The 24,721-nt window shown below is 62.7% G+C and carries 16 protein-coding genes and 2 pseudogenes; 10 read left to right on the forward strand and 8 right to left on the reverse strand.

The window, feature by feature from the left end:
- Positions 1 to 3 precede the first annotated feature (3 nt).
- Positions 4 to 1,695 carry a Na/Pi cotransporter family protein gene (locus AC630_RS26180; protein WP_074121304.1) on the reverse strand — a complete coding sequence of 564 codons (1,692 nt, stop codon included), beginning with the start codon at positions 1,693 to 1,695 and terminating at the stop codon, positions 4 to 6.
- A gap of 155 nt (positions 1,696 to 1,850) precedes the next feature.
- Positions 1,851 to 3,035 carry a cystathionine beta-lyase gene (metC, locus tag AC630_RS26185; RefSeq protein WP_074121305.1) on the reverse strand — a complete coding sequence of 395 codons (1,185 nt, stop codon included), beginning with the start codon at positions 3,033 to 3,035 and terminating at the stop codon, positions 1,851 to 1,853.
- A 393-nt stretch (positions 3,036 to 3,428) separates the two neighbouring features.
- Here metC and AC630_RS26190 point away from each other — a divergent pair, with 393 nt between their 5' ends.
- The 4 genes and pseudogenes from AC630_RS26190 to AC630_RS26205 all read left to right on the forward strand — a co-directional run bounded on the left by AC630_RS26190 (position 3,429) and on the right by AC630_RS26205 (position 7,948).
- A complete protein-coding gene (locus AC630_RS26190; RefSeq protein ID WP_074121306.1) occupies positions 3,429 to 4,445 on the forward strand; it encodes an amino acid ABC transporter substrate-binding protein in 1,017 nt (338 codons plus the stop codon).
- Between the two features lie 26 nt (positions 4,446 to 4,471).
- Positions 4,472 to 5,677: an amino acid ABC transporter permease gene (locus AC630_RS26195; RefSeq protein ID WP_074121307.1), complete on the forward strand. Its 1,206-nt coding sequence runs from the start codon at positions 4,472 to 4,474 to the stop codon at positions 5,675 to 5,677.
- A pseudogene (locus AC630_RS26200) lies at positions 5,674 to 7,195 on the forward strand (amino acid ABC transporter permease). The gene AC630_RS26195 and the pseudogene AC630_RS26200 overlap by 4 nt, the downstream one beginning before the upstream one ends.
- A gap of 12 nt (positions 7,196 to 7,207) precedes the next feature.
- A complete protein-coding gene (locus tag AC630_RS26205; RefSeq protein WP_074121308.1) occupies positions 7,208 to 7,948 on the forward strand; it encodes an amino acid ABC transporter ATP-binding protein in 741 nt (246 codons plus the stop codon).
- Positions 7,949 to 8,041: 93 nt separating this feature from the next.
- Here the strand turns inward: AC630_RS26205 and AC630_RS26210 are convergent, their stop codons facing one another.
- Positions 8,042 to 9,076, reverse strand: a complete 1,035-nt coding sequence (locus tag AC630_RS26210; RefSeq protein ID WP_074121309.1) for a cysteine synthase A — start codon at positions 9,074 to 9,076, stop codon at positions 8,042 to 8,044.
- Positions 9,077 to 9,719: 643 nt separating this feature from the next.
- On the opposite strand from AC630_RS26210, the gene AC630_RS26215 reads away from it, so the two are divergent.
- Genes AC630_RS26215 through AC630_RS26230 form a run of 4 tightly spaced genes read left to right on the forward strand, consistent with a single transcriptional unit; the run spans position 9,720 to position 18,901 of the window.
- Entirely contained in the window at positions 9,720 to 11,204 is a 1,485-nt protein-coding gene (locus AC630_RS26215; RefSeq protein WP_143198323.1) for an efflux transporter outer membrane subunit, read from the forward strand.
- Positions 11,194 to 12,612, forward strand: a complete 1,419-nt coding sequence (locus AC630_RS26220) for an efflux RND transporter periplasmic adaptor subunit (protein WP_074121311.1) — start codon at positions 11,194 to 11,196, stop codon at positions 12,610 to 12,612. The genes AC630_RS26215 and AC630_RS26220 overlap by 11 nt, the downstream gene beginning before the upstream one ends.
- A 35-nt stretch (positions 12,613 to 12,647) precedes the next feature.
- Positions 12,648 to 15,797 (forward strand): efflux RND transporter permease subunit, encoded by a 3,150-nt coding sequence (locus AC630_RS26225; protein ID WP_074121312.1) that lies wholly within the window; start codon positions 12,648 to 12,650, stop codon positions 15,795 to 15,797.
- Complete coding sequence (locus tag AC630_RS26230) at positions 15,797 to 18,901, forward strand: efflux RND transporter permease subunit (protein WP_074121313.1); 3,105 nt, start codon at positions 15,797 to 15,799, stop codon at positions 18,899 to 18,901. Before AC630_RS26225 ends, AC630_RS26230 begins: the two co-directional genes overlap by 1 nt.
- Positions 18,902 to 19,521: 620 nt before the next feature.
- On the opposite strand, the gene AC630_RS26235 is transcribed toward AC630_RS26230, so the two are convergent.
- Both AC630_RS26235 and AC630_RS26240 read right to left on the reverse strand, forming a co-directional pair.
- Entirely contained in the window at positions 19,522 to 20,985 is a 1,464-nt protein-coding gene (locus AC630_RS26235; protein WP_074121314.1) for a DUF535 family protein, read from the reverse strand.
- A 92-nt stretch (positions 20,986 to 21,077) separates the two neighbouring features.
- Positions 21,078 to 21,728 carry a class I SAM-dependent methyltransferase gene (locus AC630_RS26240; RefSeq protein ID WP_167561288.1) on the reverse strand — a complete coding sequence of 217 codons (651 nt, stop codon included), beginning with the start codon at positions 21,726 to 21,728 and terminating at the stop codon, positions 21,078 to 21,080.
- 225 nt (positions 21,729 to 21,953) lie between these two features.
- Between AC630_RS26240 and AC630_RS45640 the strand changes: the two genes are divergently transcribed.
- Complete coding sequence (locus tag AC630_RS45640) at positions 21,954 to 22,097, forward strand: hypothetical protein (RefSeq protein ID WP_167561289.1); 144 nt, start codon at positions 21,954 to 21,956, stop codon at positions 22,095 to 22,097.
- A gap of 402 nt (positions 22,098 to 22,499) precedes the next feature.
- Here AC630_RS45640 and AC630_RS26245 read toward each other — a convergent pair whose 3' ends face one another.
- On the reverse strand, positions 22,500 to 22,796 hold the full coding sequence (locus tag AC630_RS26245) for a hypothetical protein (protein WP_143198324.1): 297 nt from the start codon (positions 22,794 to 22,796) through the stop codon (positions 22,500 to 22,502).
- Positions 22,797 to 23,177: 381 nt separating this feature from the next.
- Here AC630_RS26245 and AC630_RS26250 point away from each other — a divergent pair, with 381 nt between their 5' ends.
- Positions 23,178 to 23,849: a PEP-CTERM sorting domain-containing protein gene (locus tag AC630_RS26250; RefSeq protein WP_074121317.1), complete on the forward strand. Its 672-nt coding sequence runs from the start codon at positions 23,178 to 23,180 to the stop codon at positions 23,847 to 23,849.
- A gap of 227 nt (positions 23,850 to 24,076) precedes the next feature.
- Here the strand turns inward: AC630_RS26250 and AC630_RS47240 are convergent.
- Both AC630_RS47240 and AC630_RS26260 read right to left on the reverse strand, forming a co-directional pair.
- Positions 24,077 to 24,184 (reverse strand): annotated as a pseudogene (locus AC630_RS47240) (IS66-like element accessory protein TnpA); the annotation flags it as partial.
- A gap of 59 nt (positions 24,185 to 24,243) precedes the next feature.
- On the reverse strand, positions 24,244 to 24,564 hold the full coding sequence (locus tag AC630_RS26260; protein WP_245330520.1) for a hypothetical protein: 321 nt from the start codon (positions 24,562 to 24,564) through the stop codon (positions 24,244 to 24,246).
- Between the last annotated feature and the right edge of the window lie 157 nt (positions 24,565 to 24,721).

Genomic DNA, 24,721 nt, shown 5'->3' on the forward strand with positions numbered 1-24,721 from the left:
GTCCTAGCGCGGCATCGCCGACGCCGCGCCCGAAGCGGGCAGGGCCTCTGCCTCGGCCTCGCTCCTGCGATAGGGCTCGCCGGCCGCATCCAGCACGGGATAGGCGACCGAGCAGATATGCGAGTGGATACGGCGTAAGTCCCGCAGCACGTCGAGATGCAGCGAGGTGGTCTCGATGGTTTCGGGGCGCCCCTCGCGTAGGCGGTCCAGATGGCGCTCGACGGCGGCGAGCTCGGTGTTGCGCAGCGCAGTCTTCTCCACCAGCAGCTTGCGCGCCTCGTTGGCGTCGCCCGACATGAAGACTCCGAAGGCGATGCGAAGCGACTCCATGGTGCGCTTGTGGAAGGCGGCGAGCTCCTCGGCGCCCTCTGCCGAGAATTGCAGGCGCCGCTTGATCTTCTTGCTCGCGAGCTCGCTGAGATTCTTGTCGATGATGTCGCCGATATGCTCGAGGTTGATGGCGAAGGAGATGATCTCCATCGCGCGCCGGCCCTCGCTCTCGTCGAGGCTGCCGCGCGTCAGTTTGGTCACGTAGAGCTTGATGGCTTCGTCGAGCCCGTCCACGGCATTGTCGGTCTTCGTGACCTGGTCGACCAGTGCGCGATCGCCCGTCATCATCGCGGCCATCACCTTGCGCAGCATGACCTCGACGAGATCGCCCATGCGCAGCGTTTCGCGGGCGGCGTCGGCGAGCGCCAGTGACGGCGTCTCCAGCGCGGTCTCGTCGAGATAGCGCGGGCGGGCCGGGTCGACCTCCTGGACGCGGTCGGGCAGGAGTCGGGTCAACAGGCGCGACATGGTGTCGAGCAGGCCGATGAAGATGACGGCCGTGCCGGCGTTGAAGGCGATGTGAAAGGCCGCCGTCATCCTGGCGAGATCGGGCTGCCAGGCGTGCATGTGTTCTGCGATCACGTGCAGGAAGGGGAGGGTGATCGCGATCCCGACCACGCGGTTGACGAGATTGCCGACCGGCAGGCGATAGCTCGCGGGATCGTCGCGCCTGGCGCCCTCGAACACGGGGTTGATGGCGCTGCCGAGATTGGCGCCGAGCACCAGTGCGAGCGCCGCGTAGGGCGAGATGAACTGCGAATAGGCCAGCGACATGATCAGCAGCACGCTGGCGACGCTCGAATGCACCGCCCACGTGACGACTGCCGCGATGACGATGCACAGAACGGGATCGCCGGTGATGGCCGACATCACGACGCGCATGCCGGGTGCGTTCTCGGCCGGAGCCAGCGTATCGAGCAGGATGTGCAGCGAGAGCAGCATCAGTCCGAGCCCGATGAAGACGCGGCCGATGTCCTTGATCCGCGAGCGCGGGCCCGAGCGGAAGGCGACGAGCCCGAGCACGAACAGCACCGGCGCGACGGCTGCGATGTTGAACGACAGCACCTGCACGATCAGCGTCGTGCCGACATTGGCCCCTAACATGATGGCAAGCGCTGCGGCGAGGCTGACCAGTCCTTCGGCGGCGAAGGAGCTGGTGATCAGGGCCGTCGCGGTGCTGCTCTGGAGCAGGGCAGTGAGCCCGAGGCCGGCCGCAAAGGCGCTGAGGCGGTTGCTGAGGGCCTTGCCAAGCAGCCGCCGCAAGTCCGGGCCGAAGGCGCGCAGAATTCCGCTGTGGACCATGTGCAGGCCCCACAGCAACAGCGCCACGCCGCCCATCAGATCGAGCAGAACCAACGTTCCCATGCTCCGTGTCCGGATTGGAGTCGAAGGGTCAGGCTAGCGCCAAATGCGGTCGGATCAAATCATTTGTTGGCGCGTCGGCGCTAACGTTTGCGTCGGCTGCGCGTTCCCGCGGCGCGCGTTGGCGCGTCCGCAGGCGCGATGCCTTGTGAGCAGGCTCACATTGCAGCTTTCAGGGCAGCGAAGCCGCGATCGAGGTCGGCTTTGAGGTCGTCGACGCTTTCGAGCCCGATATGCAGCCGCAGCGTCGGGCCGCCGGGCGCCCACTTGGTCGCGGTCCGATAGGTGTCGCAATCGAAGGGGATCGCGAGGCTCTCGAAGCCGCCCCAGGAGAAGCCCATGCCGAACAGCTTGAGCGTGTCGAGCATGGTGTCGACCGCCTTTTGCGGCGCCGGCTTCAAGACGATGCTGAACAGGCCGGAGGCGCCGGTGAAGTCGCGCTTCCAGATCGCGTGCCCCGGATCGGTCTCGAGCGCCGGATGCAGGACGCGCGCGACCTCGGGTCTGGCAGCGAGCCAGCGCGCCATGTCGAGCCCCGAACGATGATGCTGCGCCAGCCGCACCGACAGCGTGCGCAGGCCCCGCAGCGCCAGGAAGACGTCATCAGGACCGGCGCAGACGCCGAGCAGGCGGATGCCTTCGGCGATCTGCGGCCAGGCCTTGGCGTTGGCGGAGATGGTGCCGAACATGATGTCGGAATGGCCGCCGATATATTTGGTGGCGGCCTGCATGCTGATGTCGACGCCCTGCTCGAGGGAGCGATGATAGAGCGGGGTTGCCCAGGTGTTGTCGTCGATGACGAGCGCACCGCGCGTATGCGCGACCTCGGCGATGGCGCGGATGTCCGGCATCTCGAAGGACTGCGAGCCCGGCGCTTCGACCAGCACGGCGCGGGTGTTGGGCTTGAACAGCTTTTCGATGCTCGCGCCGATCAGCGGATCGAAATAGCTGGTCTCGACCCCGTAGCGGGCCAGCATGCCGTTGCAGAAATTGCGCGAAGGCCGATAGACGTTGTCGCAGACCAGCAGATGGTCGCCGGCCTTCAGCACCGAGAGCAGGGTGGTGGAGATCGCAGCCAGGCCTGACGGCGTGATGCCGACGCCGGCGCATTGCGGCCCCTCCAGCGCCATCAGCGTCTCCTGGAACGCCTTGGTGGTGGGTGTGCCGTGGCGGCCGTATTGGAACTCGCCGCGATGGGCGTGCAGGTCCTCGGCGGTCGGATAGAGCACGGTCGAACCGTGAAAGACCGGCGGATTGACGAACCCCTTCTGCGCCTTGGTGTCGCGGCCGGAGGTGACCAGCCGGGTCTCGGCGTGCCGTTGGGAGGGGTGCGAGGAATCCATGCGTCTGCTTTCAAAAGCGCGTTTCCGCTTGGCGCTCCGCGCCCTGCGGGCCGGCCCAAGGCCGCCGTCGTTAATAACAGAAGACAGAAGAGTCCCGTCAACCCCTTGACCCGGCCCGCCAGTCGTTCTGTGATGCGCAGGTGCTATTCAGTCGCCGCATGTTGAGGGGCTGCCGCGACCTTCGATCCATCTTCTGACCGGACTTTGCGCCACAGCCATAACGGCGGACGCCAGCGGCGGGGATTAAGGTATGGCCTCCCGGGATGGGCGAGTGTTCGGCAAGGTTTTCCAGCATGACTCTTGCAAGGCTAGTCTTGGTACAGTTAGCCCCGGCAGAGACGATCCTGAGACAACGTTCCTGACCTTGAGACGATTTTGAAAGGCCTTCAGCCCATGAAACGCGTAACCCTGGCTCTCTCTCTCGCTCTCGCCGCCGGCCTGACCGCCCAAGCCGCCGATGCGCAAACGCTCAAGACGGTCAAGGACCGGGGCGTGCTGTCCTGCGGCGTCAGCCAGGGTCTGCCGGGCTTCTCCTCGCCCGACGACAAAGGCAACTGGACCGGCCTCGACGTCGACGTCTGCCGCGCCGTCGCTGCCGCCATCTTCGACGATCCGACCAAGGTCAAGTTCGTGCCGCTGTCCGCCAAGGATCGCTTCACGGCGCTGCAATCCGGCGAAGTCGACGTGCTCTCGCGCAACACCACCTGGACGATCTCGCGCGACACCTCGCTCGGCGCTAACTTCACCGGCATCACCTATTATGACGGGCAGGGCTTCATGGTGAAGAAGTCGCTCAAGGTGAATTCGGCGCTCGAGCTCAACAGCGCCTCCGTTTGTGTGCAGACCGGCACCACCACCGAGCAAAATCTTGCCGACTACTTCAAGGCCAACAACATGAAGTACGAGGTGATCGCGTTCGGCACCAACGACGAAACGGTCAAGGCCTATGAAGCCGGCCGCTGTGACGTCTTCACCACCGACCAGTCGGGCCTGTACGCCAATCGCCTGAAGCTGGCCAATCCCAACGATCACATGGTCCTCCCCGAAATCATCTCGAAGGAACCGCTCGGCCCGATGGTGCGCCACGGAGACGACCAGTGGTTCGACCTCGTGAAATGGACGCTGTTCGCGATGGTCACGGCCGAAGAACTCGGCGTGACCTCGAAGAACGTCGACGAGAAGGCGAAAATGGAAAATCCGGAGCTGAAGCGCGTCCTCGGTACCGACGGCAATTTCGGTGAACAACTCGGCCTGACCAAGGACTGGGTGGTGCGGATCGTGAAGGCCGTCGGCAATTACGGCGAGGTCTTCGATCGCAACGTCGGCTCGGGCTCGCCGCTCGCCATCAATCGCGGTCTCAACAATCTCTGGAACAAGGGCGGTCTTCAGTACGCGCCACCGATCCGCTGATCCCGCTCGATCCGCGGCTCGCGGCGATGAGCACCGAGGCCCGTAAACCGCCAGCCCAGATTGCGCTGAAGATCAGGCGCATTCTGGGTGGCAAGACTGGCTGGAACGGCGTTGCCGTCCAGTTTGTCTTCGCGGCGATCCTGGGCTGGATCGGCTACGAGATCGTCTCCAACACCCGCGCCAACCTCGAAAACCAGCACATCGCTGCCGGCTTCGGCTTCTTGCGGAACAATGCAGGCTTCGACGTCAACCAGACCCTGATCTCCTACACCGGCTCGGACACGTTCCTGCGCGTGTTCGTGGTCGGACTTCTGAACACGCTCGTGGTCTCGGTGGTCGGCATCGTCTTTGCCACCGTGATCGGCTTCATCGTCGCGTTGTGTCGGCTGTCGCCCAACTGGCTCCTGTCGCGCGTCGGCGAGATTTACGTCGAAATCATCCGCAACCTGCCGGTCCTGTTCCAGATCCTGTTCTGGTACCTGGCGGTGCTGGCGGCTCTGCCAAATCCGCGGCAAAGCATCTCGCTTCTCGGCATCGTCTTCATCAGCAATCGCGGACTGGTCATTCCCCGCCCGATCGGCGAGAGCGGGTTTGAGCCGTTCCTTGCGGCGCTGGCGGTCGGTATCGTCGGCGCGCTGGCACTTCGCGTCTATGCGCGGAGTGCGCTGTTTCAGCGGGGGCAGATGATCCGCATCTGGCCCTATGTGCTCGGCCTTCTGTTCGGGCTGCCGCTCGTCACCATGCTGGTGTTCGGTTTGCCTTTCACGTTCGAGCTGCCGCAGCTCAAGGGCTTCAATTTCGCCGGCGGCTCGCGGATCATTCCGGAGTTCGTGGCCCTGACGGTGGCCCTGTCGACCTATACTGCCGCCTTCATCGCCGAGATCGTCCGCGCCGGCATCCTGTCCGTGCACAAGGGACAGATGGAGGCGGGATCCTCGCTTGGCCTCAGCCGAGGCACCACGCTCCGGCTGATCGTCGTGCCGCAAGCGATGCGCGTCATCGTGCCGCCGCTGACCAACCAATATCTCAACCTCACCAAGAATTCTTCGCTGGCGGTCGCGATCGGCTATCCTGATCTCGTCTCGGTATTCGCCGGCACGTCGCTGAGCCAGACCGGGCAGGCGATCGAGATCATCGCCATGACGATGGGCGTCTATCTCCTGATCTCTCTCCTCACCAGCGCCGTCATGAGCGTCTACGGTTGGCGCGTCAGCCGGAGCCTCGGCGCATGAGCGATATCACCTCGTCCAGCTTCGTCCGCCACGACCTGCTCACTGAGCGTCCCGCGCCGGTGAAGACCACGGGCTTCATCGGCCTGGTGCGCACCCGCCTGTTCAACTCGCCGACTAACATCCTGCTCACGATCGTGGGCGCCTTGCTGCTCGGGTTCACCATCGTACCATCCGTCAAGTTCCTGATGGTCGACGCGGTCTGGACCGGCAAGGACCGCGCGGCTTGCCTGCCCGAGAATGCCGGCTTCGCAGTTGGCGCCTGCTGGCCCTACATCCAGGCCAAGCTGCCACAGTTGATCTACGGCTTCTATCCCGAGGCCGAGCGCTGGCGGGTCAACCTCGCACTGATCCTGGCGGCAGTTCTGCTGTTGCCGCTGCTCGTTCCGCGTCTGCCGGCGAAGGGGCTCAATGCGGGCCTGTTCTTCTTCGCCTTTCCGGTGGTCGCATTCTTCCTGCTGCACGGCGGCGGGATCACCGGCTTCGGCCTGAGCTGGACGGCCGGACTGCTGCAATTATTCGACGACAGCATCATGAGCGCCGGGCAGGCTCTGCTGAGTCCCAGCAAGACCTCGGCCATCGCGCCGCTGCTGTGGGTCATCGGCAATCTCATCCTGCTGGTTGGCACGGCGATCTCCTGGCTGATCTTTCCGTTGACCTGGCTGCGCGATCAGATCCAGGGGACCGGCCAGTCGGTCTGGGTCGATTTCGCCATCACGACCGTCGTCGTCTCCCTGATCGCCTTCTGGCTTGGTGGCGGGGTGCGCGCGGGCTGGCGCACGCTCGCCTCGAGCCTCGCCGCCTTCGTCGCCATCGCGATCGTGATCAAGCTGATGGGGCTTGATCACGGCGGACTGCCCATCGTGCAGACGAGCTTGTGGGGCGGGCTTCTGGTGACGCTGGTGGTCTCCGTCACCGGGATCGTCACCTCTTTGCCGATCGGTATTGCGCTGGCTCTCGGCCGCCGCTCCACCATTCCGCTGATCCGGATCTTCTCGATCGCCTTCATCGAGTTCTGGCGCGGCGTGCCGCTGATTACCGTGCTGTTTTTCGCGACCTACATGCTGCCCTTGTTCCTGCCCGGCAATTTCACGGTCGACGGGCTGGTGCGCGCGCTGATCGGAATCGCGCTGTTCACGGGCGCCTACCAGGCCGAGAATGTACGCGGGGGGGTTAGCTGCGATCCCGCGCGGGCAGGGCGAGGCTGCCGCTGCGCTCGGGCTGTCCTGGTGGAAGACGACCTCGCTCATCGTGCTGCCGCAGGCGCTGCGCCACGTCATTCCGAACCTCGTCAACAGCTTCATCTCGCTGTTCAAGGACACTTCGCTCGTTTCGATCGTGGCGCTGTTCGATTTGCTCGGTTCCCTGCGAGCGTCGTTCGCGGATCCGAAGTGGTCGACGCCGTCGACGTTGTTCACCGGCTTCGCCTTTGCCGGTATCATCTACTTTATCTTCTGCTTTGGAATGTCGCGCTACTCGCTCTTCGTCGAGCACCGCCTCAACGCCCACCGCCGCAACTGATCGAGCTCCACCATGTCCGATAATTCAATCGTCAAGATTTCCGGCCTGAACAAGTGGTACGGCGAGTTTCACGTGCTGCGCGACATCGACCTTGAGGTCCACAAGGGCGAGCGCATCGTGATCTGCGGTCCTTCCGGCTCCGGCAAGTCGACGCTGATCCGCTGCATCAACGCGCTCGAGGAATTCCAGGAAGGCCAGATCGTTGTGGACGGCATCGAGCTCGGGCCCAACCTCAAGCACATCGACGCGGTGCGCCGCGAAGTCGGCATGGTGTTCCAGAGCTTCAATCTCTTCCCGCATCTCACGGTGCTGGACAATTGCACGCTGGCGCCGATCTGGGTGCGCAACATCCCCAAGAAGGACGCCGAGGAGACCGCGATGAAATTCCTGGAGCGGGTCAAGATCCCGCACCAGGCCAACAAGTTTCCGGGACAGATGTCCGGAGGCCAGCAGCAGCGTGTCGCGATCGCGCGCGCACTGACGATGAACCCGAAGGTGATGCTGTTCGACGAGCCGACCTCGGCGCTCGATCCGGAGATGGTCAAGGAGGTGCTCGACACCATGGTCGACCTCGCCCGGGAGGGCATGACCATGCTGGTCGTCACCCACGAGATGGGTTTTGCCCGCGAGGTCGCCAACCGCGTGGTGTTCATGGACGCCGGTCAGATCATCGAGGCCAATACGCCCAATGAGTTCTTCGCCACGCCCCAGCACGCGCGCACCAAGCTGTTCCTGAGCCAGATTTTGCGGTGACCTCAGATCTCGTAGGGTGGGCAAAAGGCGCATTTGCGCCGTGCCCACCACGATACGCGGCCCTAGGCTTCACGTGTCTGAAAGCTTCTCGACCTAGACGAACGGCGGCTTGATGTTGCTGCGCTTCTCCAGCCACTCCGGCACTGGAAGGTTCTTGGCGCGCATGAAGTCCGCATTGAACAGCTTTGACTGATAGCGGCTGCCGGAATCGCAGAGTACCGTGACGATCGTCTTGCCGGGCCCGAGCTGCCTGGCGAGGCGCATGGCGCCGACGATGTTGATGCCGGTCGAGCCACCGAGGCACAGGCCTTCGTGCTGCAGCAACTCGTAGATCACTGCGACGGCTTCGGCGTCGGGAATGAGATAGGCATCATCGACCTTCGCGGTCTCGACGATCGCGGTCGCGCGGTTGAGGCCGATGCCTTCGGTGATCGAGCCGCCGGGCGTCGCCTTGGCATCGCCCGTCCTGAAATATTCGTACATGCCGGCGCCGTGCGGGTCGGCGCAGGCGATCTTCACGTTCTTGTTCTTCTCTTTCAGATAGCGGCTGATGCCGGCGAGCGTGCCGCCGGTGCCGACCGAGCAGACGAAACCGTCGACCTTGCCGCTGGTCTGCTCCCAGATCTCCGGCCCTGTGGACTCGTAATGCGCCTTGGCGTTGTCGAGGTTATTCCACTGGTCGGCAAACAGCACGCCATTGGGCTCGGTCTTGCGCAGCTCGTCCGCGAGGCGGCGGCCGATATGCTGGTAGTTGTTGGGATTGGCATAGGGCAGGGCGGGGACTTCGATCAGCTCGGCGCCGCACAGCTTCAGAAAGTCTTTCTTCTCCTGGCTCTGCGTCTCCGGAATCACGATCAGCGTACGATAACCACGGGCGCTGGCGACGACAGCGAGTCCGATGCCAGTGTTGCCGGCGGTCGCTTCCACCACGAGACCGCCAGGCTTGAGCTCGCCGCGCTTCTCCGCTTCCAGGATCATCCATTTGCCAGCCCGGTCCTTGACCGACTGGCCCGGATTCATGAACTCAGCCTTGCCCAGGATGGTGCAGCCGGTCAGTTCCGAGGCGCGCTTGAGCTTGATCAGCGGGGTGTCGCCGATGGCTTCGACAACGTCGTTTCGAATGGTCATGTCAGGGGGAAATCACTAGCAAGGGGTTGAGCAGGTTTGGCCCAAACCTAGTGCTTGGCAGGCCAAAGGGGAAGGCTTTTGCGCTGCGGCGAGACGGGCCGAAGTACCCGCCGAAGCAACGATATTCCGGAAGGAGAGACTGCTCGGGCCGCGCCGGATATCAGCAGGAGGATATGGCTGACCGCCGTCAGGGAGCAGAAGATAGCGATGGTCACGAGCGCCGCTTCGTTCTCGGCGGTTGACGGCTTCGTGAGAATGGTTCGGCCGGGCTTTGAGAGTGAGCTGAACCCGCATCGCCGCTGTTGCGGGTCGGCGCGGCCTGGTCGTGCAGACCTGGCGCCGGTGTGGCCGCAATATCACATGAAATCTTGGTAAGCTTGAATGCGCTCCACGACGGAGCGGGAATGCGAAAAATCGCTGCAAGACAGGGCCATCTTGCATTTGCGCGATACCGACATCGGTGCGTTTGGGTGTGCATCTCGCAGGTGCGGGACTGTCCCGCAGTTCCGCACCCGGGTAGAATGGACGTCATGTTCCGCAGAAAGCAGTACCTGTGAACGAGCTGCAGAAAGTCCCCCCGACTGTCCGACCGCGAATCGGTTAATCCGGCTGCGCGGTGGCGGCTCGATCTGCCCGGCGGGGGGTGGATGTGACACAGGGTGTTCCTGCGATCGCCATGCGGCGGTGTCCTGGTTCTGCATCCCGGACGCGGGGCGCAGTGCGCTGGGTTGCGGTGCTGTGCCTTGCCGCCAGCTCGGGGGCTTGCGTGCTGACGCAGGATCTTCCGGATCCCGCGCTCGACGTTCCCACGCAGTACAAATACGCGGGCAAGGGGGATGCGCCGCCGTCACTGGATTGGTGGCGCGGCTTCCGCTCCACCGAGCTGACGCAGCTGATGGAAGAGGCGCAGACCGTCAATCTCGACATCGCCGCCGCTGTCGCGCGCATCGTCCAGGCCGATGCACAGGCGCGGCAGGCGGGCGCCGCGCTGCTGCCGAGCCTGTCAGGCAGCGGCTCCGAGACCTATTCGCGCACCTCCGGCTCGTCGGCCTCCGGACTCACCAACGGCGGCCGCGAGGTCGTCAACTATTCGGCTTCGCTGAGCGCGAGCTACCAGCTCGACTTCTGGGGCCAGAACCGCGACGCGCTGCAGACGGCGGAGGAGACGGCGAACGCCAGCCGCTTCGATCGTGACGTCGTCGCGCTGACAACGCTTGCAGGCGTCGCCAACGCCTATTTCCAGGTGCTGGCCTCGCAGGACCGGCTACGCACCGCCCAGAACAACATCGCGAGCGCACAGCGCATCCTCGATGCCATCAAGGAGCGCCGCAAGGCAGGCACCAGCACCGATCTGGACGTCGCGCAGCAGGAGAGCGTGCTGGGCAACCAGAAGGCGTCGGTGCCGCCGCTGCGGCAGACGCTCGATCAGAACATCAACGCGCTCGCCGTGCTGGTGTCGCGGCCGCCGGAGAGCGTGCGCGTGCTCGGCGGCTCGCTGAACAAGATCGCGATCCCGCGCGTCACGCCCGGCCTGCCGTCGGAAATCTTGACGCAACGGCCGGACATCCGTCGGCAGGAGGCGCAGCTCGCCTCCGCCACCGCCAATATCGGCAACGCCCGTGCGCAGTTCTTCCCGACCATCCAGTTGACCGGCAATGGCGGCTATCAGAGCTCGGCACTGGTCTCGCTGTTCCAGCCGCATGCGGCGTTCTTCCAGCTCGTCGGCAGCGCGACGCAGCCGATCTTCGACGGCGGCAAGATCCTCGGCAATTTCGAATTTGCCAAGGCGCGGCAGGACGAGCTGCTCCAGACCTATCGCAAGGCCATCGTCCAGTCCTTTGCCGACGTAGACAATGCGCTGTACTCGATCAAGCAGACCACGATCAAGCTGCAATTGCAGCGCGATGTCGTCACCTCCTCGAAGCGCGCGTTCGATCTTGCCGAGCAGCAATTGCGCGCCGGCACCGCCGACATCGTGACCGTGCTGAACGTCCAGCAGACACTATTTCAGGCGGAAGATGCGTTGTGGCAGGCCCAACTTGCGCGGCTTCTTGCCATCGTCAGCCTATATCAGGCGCTCGGCGGCGGCTGGGAGCCGAGGATGGAGAAACCGGTCAATGCTCTTTAAGCCGGATACGAAGGAAAGCGCGAAACAGGGGACGGCGAAGAAGTCGCGCGGCCGCGGTTTCGTGATGACCCTGATCACGCTCGCGATCCTCGGTGGCCTCGGCTATATCGGCTGGACCGCGATGCATCAGCAGCAGCAGGCGAACAACCGCAATCAGCGGCCCGATCTGCCCGTGCCGGTATTGGCTGCGACCCCGCGTATCCAGGACGTCCCAGTCTTTCTCGACGGCGTCGGCGCGATCCGCGCGCTCAACACCGTGACCGTGCGCTCGCAGGTCGACGGCAAGCTGATCGCGGTGAATTTCACCGAAGGGCAGGACGTCAAGAAGGGCGACGTGCTCGGCGAGATCGATCCGGCGATCTACCAGGCGCAGTACGACCAGGCCGTCGCCAAGAAGGCACAGGACCAGGCCCAGCTCGCCAACCAGCGCATCGACCTCGCGCGCTACGAGCAGCTCGCCACCTCCAATGCGGGGTCCAAGCAGCAGGCCGACACCCAGCGTGCGCTGGTCGCGCAGACCGAGGCGCTGGTCAGGGCCGACCAGGCCGCGATCGACAACGCGGCGGCGACGCTGAGCTATACCAGGATCGTGGCGCCGCTCTCGGGCCGCGCCGGACTGCGCCAGGTTGACCAGGGCAATATCATCCACGCCTCCGACATCACGGGGCTTGTCGTCATCACGCAATTGCAGCCGATCGCGGTGTGGTTCAGCCTGCCGCAGCAGCAGATCACGCGCGTCAATGCGGCGGCGGCGAAGGGGGCGCTCGCGGTCGACGTGTTCGGCAATGACGGCATCACGGTAATCGACACCGGCAAGCTCACCGGCATCGACAACCAGGTCGACCAGACCACGGGCACGCTCAGGCTCAAGGCGGAGCTCCCCAACGCCAATTACCAGCTCTGGCCGGGCCAGTTCGTCAATGTCCGCCTTAAGGTCGAGACCTTGATGCAGGCGCTGGTGGTGCCGACCTCGGCGGTGCAGCGCGGCCCGATCGGCACCTTCAGCTATGTCATCGGCGAGGACAACGTCGTCTCGGCCAAGCCCGTGACTGTGACTCAGCAGAACGAGCATGATGCGGTCATCGCCAGCGGCCTGTCGCCGAACGACCAGGTGGTAACCACGGGCTTTGCCAATCTGTCGGACGGCTCCAAGGTGATCGTCGGCCGCGATGACCAGACTCCGTCGGCCGATCTCGCGCCGCGCAAGCGCTCGCGCGGACCGGACGCTCAGAAGAAGGACGGCGCCAAGGAAAGCCAGAAGGAAAGCCAGAAGGACGGACAAGGCAAGGATGGGGAACTCCGCGCCAAGCGGAAGAGCCGCGAAGGCGACCAGAAGGGACAGACCGGGCCGGCGCCAGGACCGGGGGCAAGTCCGGGGGCATCGGGCAGCGGAGCAAAGCAGCCATGATCCCGACAACAACCGCCTGAGCGGCAGGCCATCCCATGGGCGTCTCCGAACCCTTCATCCGCCGGCCGATCGCGACCTCGCTGCTCGGCATCGCGCTGCTGATCGGCGGCGCGCTCGGCTATTTCTCACTGCCAGTCTCGGCGCTGCCACAGGTCGACTTCCCGACCGTGCAGGTGACGACGCAGCTTCCGGGCGCGAGCCCGGACGTGATCGCCTCGCTGATCACAGCGCCGCTGGAGCGTCAGCTCGGCCAGATCCCGTCGCTGTCGGCGATGAATTCGACCAGCTCGTTCGGCGTCAGCCAGATCTCGCTCCAGTTCGATCTCAACCGCGACATCGACGGCGCGACCCAGGACGTGCAGGCCGCGATCAACGCGGCGGCCGGCGTGCTGCCCAAGACGCTGCCTTATCCGCCGACCTACGCCAAGGTGAACCCGGCGGATGCGCCGGTGATGACCTTGGCGCTGCGCTCGGACACGATCTCGCTGCGGGCGATGAGCGACATCGCCGACACGCTCCTGGCGCAGCGGCTGAGCCAGATTTCCGGCGTCGGTCGCGTCTCCGTGCTCGGCGGGCTGAAGCCGGCTGTGCGCATCCAGGCGGACCTATCACGGTTGGCGGCCTACGGCATAGCCATGGAGGACCTGCGCACCGCGATCGCCAACGCCAACGTCTCCGGCCCGAAGGGATCGCTCGATGGCGCGCAGCAATCATACGTGATCGCGGCCAACGACCAGATCGCGGTCGCCGAAGCCTACAAGCCAGTCATCATTGCCTACCGGAACGGCTCCCCGGTCACGATCGCCGACGTCGCGCAGATCGTCGATGGCCTGGAGAACGACCGTACCGGCGGCTGGTACCAGGGCACGCCAGCCGTCATCATCGACATCCAGCGCCAGCCCGGCGCCAATGTGATCGACGTCGTCAAACAGATCCGGGCGGAAATCCCAAAAGTCCAGCGCGCCATTCCAGCCGGCGTGAACCTGACCATCGTCTCCGACCGTACCGTGACAATCCGCGCCTCCGTCCGCGACGTGCAGTTCACGCTGATCCTGAGCGTCGTGCTGGTGACGCTGGTGGTGCTGTTGTTCCTGCGCTCGCTGCGGGCCACGCTGATCGCCGGCGTGGCGCTGCCGCTGTCGCTGATCACGAGCTTCGGCATCATGTATTTTGCCGGCTTCAGCCTCGACAATCTGTCGCTGATGGCGCTCACGATCGGCACCGGCTTCGTCGTCGACGACGCCATCGTCATGATCGAGAACATCGTCCGCCACATGGAGAACGGCGACGGCGCGATGGAGGCCTCGCTGAAGGGCGCCAGCGAAATCGGCTTCACCGTGATCTCGCTGACGGTGTCGCTGATCGCGGTCTTCATCCCGCTGCTGTTCATGTCGGGCCTCGTCGGCCGGATGTTCCGTGAATTCGCGCTGACGCTGACCATCGCGGTCGTGACCTCGGCGGTGGTCTCGCTGACGCTGACGCCGATGATGTGCTCGCGGCTGCTCAAGCACACCCACGAGGAGCTTGCCGTGCCGGGGCTGGCTGCGATCAGCCGCTTCATCGACCGCTCCGTCGATTTCTATCACCGGACGCTGCTCTGGGTGCTGGAGCGTCAGCGGGCCACGCTGCTCGTCACCTTCGTCACGCTGATTGCGACCCTGGTTCTCTACGTCGTCGCGCCAAAAGGCTTCCTGCCGCTCCAGGACACGGCCTCGATCACAGCGGTGACGGAAGCCGGACCGGACGTATCGTTCGCGGAGATGCAGAAGCGGCAGGCCGAGGTTGCCGACGCCATCAAGGCCGATCCCGACGTGGTCGGCGTGGTCTCGGTGATCGGCGCAGGCTCGGTCAACCCGACCACCAATGTCGGCCGTCTCGTCATGACGCTGAAGCCACGCGGCGAGCGGCGCGACGATGTCGCCGCGGTCGTGACCCGCCTGAAGGAGAGGGTGGCCAGCATCCCCGGCATGACCGTCTATTTCCAGCCGGTGCAGGACGTGCAGATCTCGACCCAGTCGAGCCGTTCGCAATACCAGTACACGCTGACCGGCACCGATGCGACGCTGGTATCGGAATGGGCGCGCAAGCTGGTTGCGGAGATGCGCCGGGATCCCCTGTTCCGGGACGTCTCCTCCGAGGCGCAGGAAGGCGGCTTGCGGGCGCAGCTCGACGTCGACCGCACTCGCGCTGGCCAGCTTGGCGTCAGCCTCCAGGCCATCACCGACACGCTGAACGACGCGTTCGCTCAGCGCCAGATCTCGACCATCTACGGCCAGGCCAACCAGTATCGCGTGGTGCTGGAGGCGCTGCCGATGTACCAGCGCGATCCCTCGATCCTGTCGAAGCTCTATCTGCCGGGCGGGGCGAGCGCGACCGCCGGCGCGCCTAACGCCCAGGTGCCGCTATCCGCCGTGGCGACGCTGACCCGCACCACCGCGCCGCTCGCGATCTCGCACCAGGCGCAATTCCCGGCGATCTCGCTCAGCTTCAATCTCGCGCCGGGCGCGGCGCTGGGCGATGCGGTCGCGGCGGTCAAGACGATCGAGACGCGCATCGGAATGCCCAACAGCATTGTCGGCGTTTATGCGGGTGACGCCGCCGAATTCGCCAAGGCGCTGGCCGGCCAGCCCTGGCTGCTGCTTGCGGCCGTGATCACGATCTACATCGTGCTGGGCGTGCTCTATGAGAGCTACATCCACCCGATCACCATCCTCTCGACGCTGCCGTCGGCCGGTGTCGGCGCGATCCTGGCGCTGGTTCTGTTCGGGCAGGACCTCTCGGTGATCGGTCTGATCGGCATCATCCTCCTGATGGGCATCGTCAAGAAGAACGCGATCATGATGATCGACTTCGCGCTCGAAGCCGAGCGCGGGCAGGGGATGTCGGCCAACGATGCGATCGTGCAGGCCTGCCTGCTGCGCTTCCGCCCGATCATGATGACGACGCTGGCGGCGCTGTTTGGCGCGCTGCCGCTCGCGATCGAGAGCGGCACCGGCGCCGAGCTGCGCTTCCCGCTCGGCATCTCCATCATCGGCGGCCTGCTGCTGAGCCAGCTGTTGACGCTCTATACGACGCCCGTGATCTATCTGGTGCTCGACCGCATCAACCGCCGCCTCGAGCAGGCGCTGCCGCCGGCGGAATCCGGCGGCCCGCCCGTCGCGGGCGCGACCGAGGGGATGCAGTGATGGCATCGATCTCGGAGCCCTTCATCCGCCGCCCGGTCGCGACCACGCTGCTGTCGATCGGGTTGTTCCTGCTGGGTGTCGTCGCCTACGAGTTCCTTCCCGTCGCCTCGGTCCCGAACGTCGACTTCCCCGCCATCTTCGTCACGGCGAACCGGCCGGGCGCCGATCCCTCCGTGATGGCGGCAACGGTGGCCTCGCCGCTGGAGCGGCGGCTCGGCGAGATCGCCGGCATCAACCAGATCACCTCGACGAGCGCGCTCGGTGTCTCCAACATCCAGCTTCAGTTCGACATCGGTCGCAACATCGACAAGGCCGCCCGAGACGTCCAGGCGGCGATCAATGCCGCGCTGGTCGACCTGCCGAGTGATCTGCCGGCGCTGCCGAGATTCCGGAAAGCGAACACGGCCGGCGCTCCCGTCTTCGTGCTGGCGCTGACCTCGAAGACGCTGTCCGCCAGCGCGATCTACGATGTCGCCGATACGGTCCTCGCGCAGCGCATCTCGCAGGTGCCGGGTGTCGGCGACGTGACGGTGAGCGGCGCCGATCAGCCGGCGGTGCGGGTGCAGCTCAACCCCGTGGCGCTGTCCAACGCCCGCATTGCCACCGACGACGTGCGGACCGCGATCATCAACGCCAACCCGCTTGGCCCGGTCGGCATCTTCAACGGTGAGCGCCAGAGCGAGACGTTGTCGCTGAACCGGCAGATGCGCACCGCGAAAGAGTTCCGCGACATCGTCATCAAGAGCGCCAACGGCAATTTCGTGCGGCTTTCCGACGTCGCGGACATCGAGGATTCCGTCCGCAACGCCCGCTCGATCGCCTGGTTCAACAAGCAGCCGGCGGTGCTGATCCAGATCACCAAGCAGGGCGATGCCAACGTCATCGACACCGTCGACAGGGTGAAAGCGCTGATCCCGGAGCTGAAGCAGTGGATCCCCGCCGGCGTCGACGTCTCCACCCTGGTCGACCGCACCAGCACGATCCGCGCCAGCGTGCTGGACATGCAGTGGACGCTGCTGGCGACCGCTTTCCTCGTGATGGTCGTGGTGTTCGTGTTCCTGCGGCGGCTGACGCCGACGATCGCGGCCGGCATCTCGGTGCCGCTGGCGCTGGCCGGGACCTGCGCGGGCATGTGGGTCGCGGGTTTCTCGATCGACAATCTCTCGCTGATGGCGCTCGCGATCTCGGTCGGCTTCGTCGTCGACGACGCCATCGTCATGATCGAGAACATGTACCGCAATCTCGAGCATGGCCTGCGGCCGTTCCAGGCGGCCCTCGACGGGGCCCGGCAGATCGGCTTCACCGTGGTCTCGATCAGCCTGTCGCTGATCGCGGCGTTCACGCCACTGATCTTCATGGACGGCATCGTCGGCCGCCTGCTGCGCGAGTTCTCGCTGACGCTGACCTTCGCGATCCTGGTCTCGACGCTGGTGTCGCTGACAGTGACGCCGATGATCTGTGCCCATTACATCCGGCAGACACCCTCGGGGACCGCGACGCTGTTCGATCGGGTCATCGAAGGCTCGCTGTCGCGCATCGTCGCTTTCTACACCCGCACCCTGCACACCGTGCTGGAATTTCCGCTGCTGACGCTGCTGGTGTTCTTCGCCACCATCGGCCTGACCGTGACGCTCTACATCAAGATCCCCAAGGGCTATTTCCCGACAGATGATTCCGGCTTCGTCATCGGCGCGACGCGCGCCTCTGCCGACATCTCGTTCCAGTCGATGCTCAGCCTGCAGCAGCGGCTTGCCGACATCGTGATGCAGGATCCGGCCGTTGCGGGGATCGGTTCGACGGTTGGCAGCGGAGGCGGGCCGGGGGCTGCGACCTCGAACCGCGGCACTATGTTCATCAGCCTGAAGCCGCCGGAAGAACGCGACCACGTCTCGACGCAAGTCGTGATCGACCGTCTCAGGCGCGCTCTATTCCCGGTGCCCGGCATCCGCCTCTTCATGTTCGCCGCCCAGGATGTGCGCGCGGGCGGACGGCAGAGCGATTCCGATTACCAGTACACGCTCTCCAGCACCGACCTTGACCTGCTCCAGAAGTGGGCGCCGATCGTGGCCAAGCGCATGGAGACGGTCGAAGGCATCACCGACATTTCCAGCGATCGCGATCCCGGCGGACTTCAGCTCACGCTGTCGATTGACCGTCAGAAGGCCTCGGCGCTCGGCGTCCGAGTGCAGGACATCGACAACGCCTTGAACAACGCGTTCTCGCAGCGGCAGATCTCGATCATCTACACCCAGCGCAACCAGTACATGACCGTGCTGGAGATCGACCCGAAATTCCAGGTCGATCCGTCCAATCTCGAACGGATCTATGTCGCCGGCGCTGGCGACACGCAGGTGCCGCTGTCGGCCGTGGTGCACGCAACGCGCGGGCTCGCCGCGCTCGCGGTCTATCATTCGCAATCGTTTCCTTCGACGACGGTGTCGTTCAACCTCTTGCCGAACGTGCCGCTCCAGGTCGCCACCCAGAACATCCAGCGCGCGGTCGAGGAGTTGCATATGCCGGAAGGCATTCGCGGCAGTTTCGACGGCAATGCCGGGGATTTCGCCAGGACCAGCGGCCGCCAGCCGCTCCTGATCCTCGGCGCGCTGGTCGCGATGTATATCGTGCTGGGCGTGCTCTATGAGAGCCTCGCCCATCCGCTCACCATCATCTCGACGCTGCCCTCGGCCGGCCTCGGCGCGCTGCTCGCGCTGCAGCTCACCAACACGCCGCTGACGGTGATCGCCTTCGTCGGCATCATCCTCTTGATCGGCATCGTCAAGAAGAACGGCATCATGATGGTGGACTTCGCGCTCGATGCCGAGCGTCAGCGCGGCCTGTCCTCGGCGGAGGCGATCTTCGAGGCCTGCCAGGCGCGCTTCCGTCCCATCCTGATGACGACCATGGCAGCGCTGTTCGCGGGCATTCCGCTGGTCATCGCAACCGGGCCCGGCACGGAGCTACGGCGCCCGCTCGGCATCACCATCATCGGCGGCCTGCTCGTCTCGCAGATCCTGACGCTCTACACGACGCCGGTGATCTACCTGCTGATCGACCGGCTGCGGCGATCACAAGCGCCGGTGACAAATGCTGCAGCAGCTGAATGAATGAAGTTGGCTGTTCATCGCTTTCGATTTATCGTCTTGATGGATCAACCGCGTACCGACAGGTTTGCAGGCTACCGACCGCCTCGCAATGAAGTCGCTGAGCCTGTTCGCCGCAACGCCGCCGCATTGCCCTCCAAATGGTCGCCTCTGTCGTCAAGCTCGACGACGGCCGGTCCTTTGCTTGTACCAGTGAAATAGCCAATCCATTGCCCCGACATAATTCCCCCAATTCCGCATCCGGCGGCCCTGCCCCCAAAACTATCTCTACTAGCCGGCTGCGACTGCGAAGGTTGCGGCCCCGGCCCGAACGCCCCATCCGAACCGAGCATCCATCGACGCTGAAGCCGGTATTGGGGTCGACCGGTCTCAGGTTATCGCCAGCGAATTGGCTGAACGCCCTGCCCTTTGCCCAGTCTGTTGGTCGGCCGCTCTCCCGCCGGCTGTTCTATTGCGAGCCGCAGCCAACAGTGACACAAGCGCCCACAAGGCAATGACTATCCAGGGCTGCCCCGTCAGGGCCGAGCCAAATCACTCGAACAGTCGTATCACGCATATCGGCTCGGCCCATGCAACTTACTCGGCCTCGCAGAGCCTCACGAGCAAGAAAGTCCTCTCTGGTCTTAACTCCTGCCCTGTCCGCGCCTGAGCGCGGCCAGCTCGACAGAAACAAGCAGAAGTCGAGGTATCACCACAACGACCGCAGCCATAGCGCCGAAGACCAACATGTCCAAGGCCTCCTGCCAACTCGAGATCGCAAAGCTGTATCGTGGAGGCAAATGCAGAAAGTTAAGGGCCACAAGGCACGCGGCACACACAACTAGCGTCACGCGCGTCCCGAGACATAGAGAACTTACGAACACAAGAATGAAATAGAGCTTGAATATCCGCCCAAGTGCCCGATCTTGATCCAGCTGGAGATCAACCGCGACTCCAATCGCTAGAATAGCTATCGCTAGCATCACGCGAACAACCATCGAGCTCTGCCTGAGCCTGGTCAATGCCCTAATACGCTCACCAGCTCGTTCGGGAATATTCCCCTTCAGTATCCAGTACGTACCATGGACGAAAGCTAATCCTATCGCGAATCCAATCCAGGTGCCTCCAATAACATTTGTGGAGGCCAAAACGAATACTGCCCCTGTGTAAGCTAGAATTCGCAGCAACGTATCCAAGCTGCTTATGTCGCCTTTGGCATGAACCTCAACTTCGGCAGGACGGCTCTCCAGCTGCCGCGTCGCGAGATGTTCCGACAGATCCTGCTCGATGTCCGCGAACATCGTGCTACGCTTTCTGTATTGGCTCCTTTTCTTAGCAGGGATCCCGTCTTCGGCCTTCATGGAAAGCCCAACGGGCAAGGAGTAGAAGCCACGACCATCATATTGGCCACCACGCTCTTGCCAAATCTCGTCATACGCAAGAGAGAAACCGCCGCTCTTTCCCGAGAGAGGATGATTGTCCTGCGCTACAGCAAGGATACGGCATATGCCGATGACTTTACAAAAGATCTTGAAGACTTCGAGGATGAAATCTCGAGGACGAACTCCGTGCGCACATTTCGTGAATCGCCTATAGCGCTCGAGGACATCCTCCTCGCCATCAACTTGCCGCCGCCCCTGAATGCCACCGACAAAGGCAGTCCGTCCATCCGCGTCGGTCCGCAGCGAAAAGCTAACGCTGAAGATTCGATCCTTGCTTTCCCACAGGCTCAACGCAAGTTGACCTTCCCGAAGCAACCATCGCGGCTGATCAAGACTGATCCTGTAGCCCTCACCTAGGGGCAGCTCGATCAGATCAGTAACCAGGTCGGTCTCGGTATCGACCGCCCCTCCAATTGCGGCGACCGTTTCGACATGACTTAGCGCGGTACGTAGCTTGGTGGCAGCATCCCAGTTGTCTGCGATAAAACGACCGTAGACGATCTCGACAATCTCCGGGCGGGCGCGAAGATATCGCGCCAGGTCACTCTTCCGCGACGCGAAAACCAAAGGGAACAGAAGATTTGCATGCCTCAAGATCGCAAAGGCGAGCGCGAGGCTGTTTGCAATCTTTGTGTTAGCTATGCGCGACAAATAGTAGAAGAACATGGTCCGTTGCAATCCAGGGAGCCGAGCAAAATTCTCACGCAAGAGCTGAATTAGTGAAGGATCAAAATTCTGCGAGAAGACAAGATTGAGTTTTAGGCAACGCAGTTCAGGGCCACCCAACCACTGCCTTTAGTCACGAGCTGCCAACCGCAGCTCGTGAATTCGAGCATGTGAATAGGATTCGAGTACACGATGATAACCGGGCGACGATCGCTTTCGTATGAAGCTCGCACGTGCAAAGCCACTTTCCGGACTATGTGCGAATCGAATGGATTATAGAGGTATACGAGCGCGGCCCCAGATGGCAGAATAAACTGCGTTGCATCACCGACTACGACCTGTATGTCGCGTCGCAATCCTTGAGCTGCCGCGACGCTGACGTTGTTGCGCGCAGCTTCAACGAACGACGGGACGAAATCGACACCAATGATGCTTCTAAAGGGATATTGTGCGGCAAGTACGAGAGCCCTCCCTTTCCCGCAACCAAGGTCGATGAAGGCAAACTCGGAAAGCGGCAGATCTAGCGTATCCATTATCTGCCTGAATTGGGCTGGATCGGTCGCTATGTGCGCCAGACCGTGCTTCGCATTCTCGCCAACGATCCCCTCCTCGTCGGCTAAGTTTTGCACTCCTCCCGTATCCGTACCAAATCGTCGATCAAATTCGGCGTCCGCTTCCATCTTCTGCTTTCGCCAAGCAGCGAGCTGCCGGTCCTCAAAGCCGAGCCGCCTAAGGAGACGCATGATCAACTCCCAAAGGCCGAACTCCGCATGCACGACCGTTGCGCGCTTAAAATAGAATGACAGGGACCTTACAACGCTTCGCTTACTCATAGACCACCTCAGACAGCGATCAATTGAAGATTGTGGCGCGGATCGCGGGTCGCGGCAAGACCGGCGGCTCAACCAGTCAGAGCGCTAGTTAATACTGAAGGTCGCGCCCTGGCAGAGCGATCACCCGAAACGAGAGTGCTCGATGCCGAGGCCGGCAGCACCGTTTTAAAAGAACAAACGACAATGGATCGTCACGCTGTTGCGCGCAGCCTCAGCTATTCGCCGACAAGCTTCGAAAAGTCGGAACTCACCGAGCGCGCGAGCGTCGATATCTCTTGAGCAGAAAGGCTACCGGGAAAGCCTTATTGATCACTCCCCATACAGGTGAAGCGAATAGCCAGAAAGCGGAAGGAAAATTGCCACGCCGCCAGCGCGTCCAGAGCAACACGAAGAGCAAGGAACCTTGTTTGAGGCCCGTCTCGACCAGAGCCGCTCCTGATCCTTGCCTGTTAGGCCCGTGCTACAAGCTTGCCTGTCGGCCTATTCTTCCACAACTAGCGGAAGCAAGCGGTGACGCGGCGCCCGCAAGTTAGTGACTATTCATAGGTTTTCGGATCAAGGCATGCCCAACGAGGCTTCTAATAAGCACATCATGCCGATAGCGTGGCCTCGCCAGGCTCACGCGTGAGAAACGGCATCGCCCACCGAACAGCAGCCTGTGGGCGCAATTCCTCGCAAAGTCTAGATCGCATCCTCCGGCCGGGCGATCACCTGCACTTTCCACTTCATCTGCGGCTGGCTCTGCCTGATACAGAAGCGCCCATCGATGACGGGAAGCTTGAGGACGGAGCTAGGGAGATTGCGGCAGCAGCCTTGGATACTGCCGGGAAATCCTGGTTGGTAAACATACAGGCGGGCGTAAGACGGCTCGACCGAAATCAATAAATCGATTGTCTTAATGGCGCGAGGGATCTTCCCACCAAGGTCGATCAACCGATCCCCGGGGTTACAAGCGAGTGCTATCAGCGCGAAAGCCAAGATCATGTCGTGAGCTTACTCGGAGGTCTGCCGAAGATCAGCGAAAAGAGACGTTGTTGCATAGATTGGGCGGGGCTTCACTCAAGCAGGCCAACCGATTGCAATCGCTTTTATACAAATCAAAACCCGCGGTTAGAGCAGCAATTCGTAGATATCGGCTTCTCGAAATGCGATTTGAATGCAGCCGTGTGGGTCGTCAAGCCGCCCGAAGGATTGCCGAAAATAATCCCGTCAACGGCCTCCCCCTATAAAGCACCGTATTTGTTATGTTATTTTCGTGATTTAACCATGGCTTCACTTGGCATTGACATCGGAGATAAACATAGATAATCATTTAAATAATTTCTGAAAGTGGCCATTTCTCTCAAGGAGTGCGTTAGTATGAGGCGATTTAAATCGATTTTGGCTATCCCCGGGGCGCTGTTTGCCACCGCTCTTACGTGTACAGCCGCCAATGCCTCGCTGGTACTTACGGTAGGTAATGTCGGCGGAGCTACTGACCAGAATGTGGTCTTTCAGAACGTCACAGGGAACAATTCACAGTCGCTGACAACCGATACCAACTCAAATCCCGCGAATAGAATCACCTTTACCAGCAACGAGAATTTGACTGGTACCTCATCCTCAGGCCAGGCCAGAATCTTCGACACCGATGCAAATGGCTTCAATTTGCTCGGTTGGCATATGGCGGACGCCAGCCTCGGTTTCACGGCCAATGTCTTTAACATTATCGATAAGACCGCCACCTTAGCGACGATCACCGTAGTGACTAACGACAAGACGTGGACCTTTCAGGAAGCCGTCAGCACGAATGGCAATAATTTCTTTACTCTGCAGGCTGGTGCTGGCGAAATCATCGAAAGCGTCTCGATCGCGGCGCTCAATGGTGGTCTCTTCAGTCAAGTAAGACAGGAGCGCATCGGCGGCGTTGGGCCGATTACCGCCGCCGTTCCGGAGCCGTCGACTTGGGCGATGCTGGTCCTAGGCTTTGCTGGTGTCGGCTTCCTCGCCTATCGTCGGAAAGGACAAAGGGCGACGCTTCGTCTCACGTGACTCGATTTCGCGAACGAGAGGCAAGCCGCCCCATACGGGGCGGCTTTTTGCTGTCTGTTGAACGGCTGATCGGAAGTCCTGATGCTTGTCACCCTTTGTGCGTCTTCTAGAGCGTGGACATTAAGCAACCGATGCTGGATCGATAGCAAGGCCGCCTCTCACGATGGCCTGCGTCTACCGGTGCAGCGGTGCAGCCGACCCGTTCTGCATTGGCGCGGCGCCTGCAAGCTCTCCAAGACGATCTTGAGCTTCTCATCCTCGGACCAGCGCCGTCGCCGGCCCGTGTCCACCACTTCAAGCCGTTCGACTTGGGTGCTGCGCCTATCACTGTCCATAAGGACAGTACTCAACAACACGCCACGCCTCATTCGGCAAGGCCGCCCTTCACCGGCTTTCAATTACCCACATTTCCAGCCGCTCCGATTTCGGCGCCGAGTTCGATATCGGTGAGTCTGGAGAGGCCACGCCAAATGACAACATTTCCGGGTGGCGGATCGCCGGCCCTGGCCAGGTAGCCACCTAATCGCGCAAGTTTGGTAAGGTAGAATGCGAGGGTTCCAGGGCGACATCGTCGATTGCCGGCGTCGCTGATGAGTTCATCGAGCAATGCGATCTCGGTATCCGTTAACGCTATCTTCGGTGACGCGTCCGGGGCTGTGCGGTTGAGCATGGTGAGCCAGAGGACGCGCCAGCTGAGAATGCAGAAGACTGCCATCAGATTGGCGAGGCGCTCCGCGGTCCGGAGTTTTGAGTCTTCCGCCCTGCAGCCCGATTTCAGGGTAAGCGCTGTTTTCAGGCCACAGCTTTGAGGTCGTGGCGGCAATATGCCCACGGCAGCAACTGATCGATGTCGCTATTCGGATGGCCATTGA

It is taken from the genome of Bradyrhizobium sp. AS23.2, assembly GCF_001908185.1.
Lineage (GTDB): Bacteria > Pseudomonadota > Alphaproteobacteria > Rhizobiales > Xanthobacteraceae > Bradyrhizobium.

Bases quoted from the DNA above. Each gene is read 5' to 3' on its own strand.
- AC630_RS26220 (WP_074121311.1), top strand. From the start codon at position 11,194: ATGCTCTTTAAGCCGGATACGAAGGAAAGCGCGAAACAGGGGACGGCG.
- AC630_RS26240 (WP_167561288.1), bottom strand. From the start codon at position 21,728: ATGCGTCTCCTTAGGCGGCTCGGCTTTGAGGACCGGCAGCTCGCTGCT.
- AC630_RS26230 (WP_074121313.1), top strand. From the start codon at position 15,797: ATGGCATCGATCTCGGAGCCCTTCATCCGCCGCCCGGTCGCGACCACG.
- AC630_RS26195 (WP_074121307.1), top strand. From the start codon at position 4,472: ATGAGCACCGAGGCCCGTAAACCGCCAGCCCAGATTGCGCTGAAGATC.
- AC630_RS26260 (WP_245330520.1), bottom strand. From the start codon at position 24,564: ATGGCAGTCTTCTGCATTCTCAGCTGGCGCGTCCTCTGGCTCACCATG.
- metC (WP_074121305.1), bottom strand. From the start codon at position 3,035: ATGGATTCCTCGCACCCCTCCCAACGGCACGCCGAGACCCGGCTGGTC.
- AC630_RS26180 (WP_074121304.1), bottom strand. From the start codon at position 1,695: ATGGGAACGTTGGTTCTGCTCGATCTGATGGGCGGCGTGGCGCTGTTG.
- AC630_RS26205 (WP_074121308.1), top strand. From the start codon at position 7,208: ATGTCCGATAATTCAATCGTCAAGATTTCCGGCCTGAACAAGTGGTAC.
- AC630_RS26250 (WP_074121317.1), top strand. From the start codon at position 23,178: ATGAGGCGATTTAAATCGATTTTGGCTATCCCCGGGGCGCTGTTTGCC.
- AC630_RS26235 (WP_074121314.1), bottom strand. From the start codon at position 20,985: ATGTTCTTCTACTATTTGTCGCGCATAGCTAACACAAAGATTGCAAAC.
- AC630_RS26225 (WP_074121312.1), top strand. From the start codon at position 12,648: ATGGGCGTCTCCGAACCCTTCATCCGCCGGCCGATCGCGACCTCGCTG.
- AC630_RS26190 (WP_074121306.1), top strand. From the start codon at position 3,429: ATGAAACGCGTAACCCTGGCTCTCTCTCTCGCTCTCGCCGCCGGCCTG.
- AC630_RS26210 (WP_074121309.1), bottom strand. From the start codon at position 9,076: ATGACCATTCGAAACGACGTTGTCGAAGCCATCGGCGACACCCCGCTG.